Genomic DNA, 4331 nt, shown 5'->3' on the forward strand with positions numbered 1-4331 from the left:
TGCGCTTGGCCCACCCTACGGCCAGAGCGGCCAGGGCACTCACGGGCGCCGTGGTGCTTGGTGGGCCCGCTGCGCTTGGCCCACCCTACGGCCACGACGGACAGGACACGTGGCGCTACGGTAGGGTGGGCCAAGCGCAGCGGGCCCACCGCCCCGGCCGGAACGAAAAAAGTACCGCCCCCGCGTGCGTTCATTCGACAGGAAACCGATCCTTCTGGCATAAGCCAGAAAGGAAACCGCGGACACACTCAGCCATGACCCAGCAAGAACGCATCACGGAAAAACTGGAGCAGCACTTCACGCCCGTGCACCTGGAGGTGGTGAACGAGAGCCACATGCACAACGTCCCGCCGGGGTCCGAGTCGCACTTCAAGGTCACGCTCGTCAGCGAGGCCTTTGAAGGCCAGAAGCTCGTGGCGAGACACCGGATGGTCAACCGCATCCTTGCGGACGAGCTGGCAGGCGGCGTTCACGCGCTGGCCCTGCACACTCTGGATCCGGAGCAGTGGTTCGAACGCGCCGGAAGGGTCCCGGATTCACCGCCCTGTCACGGTGGGGAGAAATCCTGAACCGTTGAAGACGGCAACGAAACCGGATGCCGGGGCACCAACCGCCGGATCGGCCCGCCACTGGAATGAAGCCGCGGCCTCGGGCCACGGCTTCATCAACCTGCTTGCGAGCCTGGAACGCGGTCTCGGCTGCGAGGGCCCGCTGAATGCCGAGGCGCCGCTGCCGGCACTCGCGCCGGAGGCGGTCGCAGGTCACCAGCACGTGCTGTTCTGGCTGATCGACGGCTTCGCCCTCGACTACCTCTCCGACACACCAGTGCTGCGTGGGGATCTCTTCCGGCAGCTCGAGGCCGTGTTTCCGAGCACAACGGCCAGCGCGATCACCAGCGTCTTCACCGGTGTCAGCCCGGCGCAGCACGGCCTGCTCGGGTGGCGCACCTATCTTCCAGGACCACGGAGCACGCTCACCGTCCTGCCGGCGCGGGAGGCCGACTGCAGCGGGAATTCCGCGGGCCTGAGCACTACGGAACTCGAGCAGCGTATCCGGCCGCCGCTACTGCTGGACCGGCTGCCACGCGCGACCACGGTGATCTCGCCGGCCGCCATCGCCCATTCCTCCTACAACCGGTTGATGAGCGGCTCGGCGAGGATCCTGGGCTTTCGGCATCTGGAAGAACTACCGGCCTTGCTGGGCCGGCATGTGCGCACTGGCGGCGAAGGCCCTCACTACACCTATCTGTACTGGTCGCACCTCGACCACCTCGGCCACGAGCACGGGCCGGACAGCACGCAGGTCCGCAACCATCTCGCCGAGATCGACGCTGCCTACGCAGCGATCATCGAACAACTGCAGGGCACGGGCGCGCTCTTCCTCACCAGCACCGATCACGGGATGCGCGCGGTCTCCCGGCGCCTGAACATTCGCGACGCGCCGACGGTGAGCGGCTGCCTGCGCCACCCGCTGACCGGGGAGCCCCGTGCCGCGATCGCGCACGTGAAGCCGGACCGGCACCGGGATTTCCGCCGCGCGATGATCGAGGCCTTCGGAGCGAGTGTCGAGGTGGTCCCGATGGAGGAGTGGCTGTGCGGCAGGGCCTTCGGGTCCGGCCGGCCGCATCCGGAGCTGCAGGCCCGCGCGGGCGACTACCTTCTGTTTCCGGATGGCGACAGCTTCCTCGTCGATCCTGTGGGGGACGACACGGGGCCCGACTTCCGCGGGGCCCATGGCGGCCTGACTCGCGAGGAACGTGAAATCCCGCTGTTTCGACACGACCTCCGCGCCCTGCGGCAGAACGGGGGCCCGTCAACCTGAAGGCGGCGCCGTATCCTCCCCTCTCTCGCTTGCGGGAGATGGGTCGCAGGAAAGGGAGTAACCGCGAAACGGGGACAGATTTATAAATGGCTCCTCGTTTCGCGGTCCCGTTAGCGCCTGAGGGTGAGGGTCACGGGTGAGGGCCCGACCTCGCCTTCGCTGCAGGAGGCGAGCGTCCTGCAGGGCAAAGCGGCGGCAAGCCGCCGCGCTCCATACGGGGGGCGGCACCTGCGGCCGCGAGCTTCACCGGGAGTGCGCAGCCAGGCCCCACTCGGGGTAAAATGGCAGCGGAAATTGATAGAGAGCGAGGTCCGCGATGAGCGACATCACCGAAGAAACCTACAACAACGCGGCGCAGAAACTCATCGACCTCGCCAACACGCTCTCCTCCGACGGACATTCCCCGGACGTGCACGAGGTCGCCGACGGTCTGCTGGCGGGCGCGATTCACTTCTGGCTCTACAGCCGCCAGCCCTGCGGGGACGTCTTCTGCGAGTCCTGCGCGCCGTTCAGCGATCCGGAGAGCCGGCTCGCGGTGCTGCGCGAACTGGTGGACGAACTGGGACGCGACAGCGAGTACTTCCACTCCGCCACGGACACCCCGGCCGGCCACGCCTGAGCGCTGCCGGCGCGGGTGCACCGGTCAGGGCGCCTCGAACAGGCGATCGAGCCCCGGGCGCTGCAGCTTCCGTTCCGCGAGGCGCACGGCCTGTTCCAGCGCCTGCTCCGGCGGTTCACCCGAGATCAGCGCGTGGATCAGACCGGCATTGAAGGTGTCTCCGGCGCCAAGGCTGTCGCGCACCTGCAGCCCCGCCGCCGGCGTGCAGTGGGCTATCCGACCATGCTGCGCGATCCAGGCACCGCGATTTCCCCAGGTCAGCGTCTGTACGGCCGCCGGGCGCGCCCGCGCCGCGCCGGTGATGAAGGCCTCCGGCTCCGACAGCCCATGCGCCTGGGCCCAGCCGCTCGCGAACATCAGCACGTCGGCCAGGCGCAGCAGGCTGCCTTCAATGCCCTCCCGCGGCTTCTCCAGTTCCAGCGACAGCGGCTGATCCACCGCGACCCGGCGGACGCTGCGCAGCAGCGCCGGGAGCTGACCCGGATTCCTGCCCTCGAAATGGAACCAGTCGTAGCCGGCGAGCTCCTCCTTGCGCAGGGCATCCACGTCCAGTTCCGGCAGTTCACGATCGTGCACGATCGTCCGGCTTCCAGTCGCGCGCGAGCGCATAATCCAGGAGGTCGGGGTGCGCCCCGGCCGCCGTACGCAGCGTTCGATGCCGATGCCGCGCGCCGCCAGCAGTTCCAGCAGACGCTCGCCGGCGCGGCCCTCCGCGACGACGGTCGCCAGGTCGACCTGATGCCCCGCCTGCGTCAGGATCGCGGCGGTGTTCGCGGCGTTGCCGCCGGGACGGATAGTGCTGCCCAGCGCCCGTCCCTCCGAGTCCTCCTCGGGGTACGCGGCCAGATCCACGATGTGATCGATGGTCGCGTTGCCAATGACAAGAATGCGCGCCAAGGAGCGGGCCTCCCGGAAAACCAGCCGACAGTTTACCGGGATGGTCGGCATTTGCCGCGCCCCGCCTTACAATGCCGGGCAAACCAAGCGGGGGATGGCGATGGCTGGATACGAATCCGCGCAGTCTGCAGAGCAGGCCTTTTACGAGGCCTTCGAGCACGGCAGCCTGGCGATGATGACGGAGGTCTGGGCCGACGATCCGGACATCGTCTGCGTGCATCCGGGCGGAGAGCGGCTCCAGGGCCGCGAGGCCGTGCTGGAGAGCTGGGGCGAGATCCTCGCGGCGATGCAGGACGTGGTGGTCCGGGCAACGGACGTGGTGGTCCTGGGGCACGGCAACCTGGTCGTGCACCACGTGCGCGAACAGCTCTTTGTGGACGGCCAGCGCCGCGGTGTAGTCCTCGCCACCAATGCCTACCGGCACACCACCGAGGGCTGGCAGATGGTACTGCATCACGGCGCGCCGGATCCGTCGCCGCCGCCGGCGCTGGAATCGGCCGGCCTGCACTGATCCTGGCATGAAGACCCCTGAACAGGCGCGTGCCGCCTATTACGCGGCCTTCCGGGCCGCGGACATCGAGGCGATGATGCTTGTGTGGGCGGAGCGCCCCGATATCGTCTGCCTGCACCCGGGCAGCCCGCGCGCGCACCGCGGTGTCGCGGAGGTGATGGAGAGCTGGCTGCTGGTCTTCTCACGCGAGCTGAACATCCGGATCGAGCCCCGGCTGGTCGCAGGCTCCGAGACGGAGGAAATCGCCTGCCTGCTCACCGAGGAACTCGTGACCCGACCGGGCGACCTCACGCCCACCGGCTCCATCTTCGTCAGCCAGACCTACCGGAAGCTGGAACAGGGCTGGCGGCTGATGCAGCACCACGCCTCCCACGGGCGCCGCGCCCCCCCGAACCCGGCCGGCGTCTTCGTCGCCGACGGCGGCGGCCAGTCAACCCACTGAACCCAACCCAGCAGCAACCGTCGCAGGAGCGGCTTCCAGCC

At 68.6% G+C, this 4331-nt stretch carries 6 protein-coding genes; 5 read left to right on the top strand and 1 reads right to left on the bottom strand.

Annotated elements, in window-relative coordinates:
• Positions 1 to 254 precede the first annotated feature (254 nt).
• From ACESMN_RS13105 to ACESMN_RS13115, 3 genes are all read left to right on the top strand, one after another.
• Positions 255 to 569: a BolA family protein gene (locus ACESMN_RS13105; RefSeq protein ID WP_373054053.1), complete on the top strand. Its 315-nt coding sequence runs from the start codon at positions 255 to 257 to the stop codon at positions 567 to 569.
• A 94-nt stretch (positions 570 to 663) separates the two neighbouring features.
• Positions 664 to 1821 (top strand): alkaline phosphatase family protein, encoded by a 1158-nt coding sequence (locus tag ACESMN_RS13110; protein WP_373054061.1) that lies wholly within the window; start codon positions 664 to 666, stop codon positions 1819 to 1821.
• Between the two features lie 316 nt (positions 1822 to 2137).
• Positions 2138 to 2440: a hypothetical protein gene (locus ACESMN_RS13115; protein ID WP_373054054.1), complete on the top strand. Its 303-nt coding sequence runs from the start codon at positions 2138 to 2140 to the stop codon at positions 2438 to 2440.
• A 24-nt stretch (positions 2441 to 2464) separates the two neighbouring features.
• On the opposite strand, the gene ACESMN_RS13120 is transcribed toward ACESMN_RS13115, so the two are convergent.
• Positions 2465 to 3337, bottom strand: a complete 873-nt coding sequence (locus tag ACESMN_RS13120; RefSeq protein ID WP_373054055.1) for a PfkB family carbohydrate kinase — start codon at positions 3335 to 3337, stop codon at positions 2465 to 2467.
• Between the two features lie 100 nt (positions 3338 to 3437).
• Between ACESMN_RS13120 and ACESMN_RS13125 the strand changes: the two genes are divergently transcribed.
• A complete protein-coding gene (locus ACESMN_RS13125; RefSeq protein ID WP_373054056.1) occupies positions 3438 to 3848 on the top strand; it encodes a YybH family protein in 411 nt (136 codons plus the stop codon).
• Positions 3849 to 3855: 7 nt separating this feature from the next.
• On the top strand, positions 3856 to 4290 hold the full coding sequence (locus ACESMN_RS13130) for a nuclear transport factor 2 family protein (RefSeq protein ID WP_373054057.1): 435 nt from the start codon (positions 3856 to 3858) through the stop codon (positions 4288 to 4290).
• Positions 4291 to 4331 lie beyond the last annotated feature (41 nt).

Origin of the sequence: Thioalkalivibrio sp. (assembly GCF_041690275.1) — a bacterium.
In the GTDB taxonomy this organism is placed as follows: Bacteria; Pseudomonadota; Gammaproteobacteria; order Ectothiorhodospirales; family Ectothiorhodospiraceae; genus Thioalkalivibrio.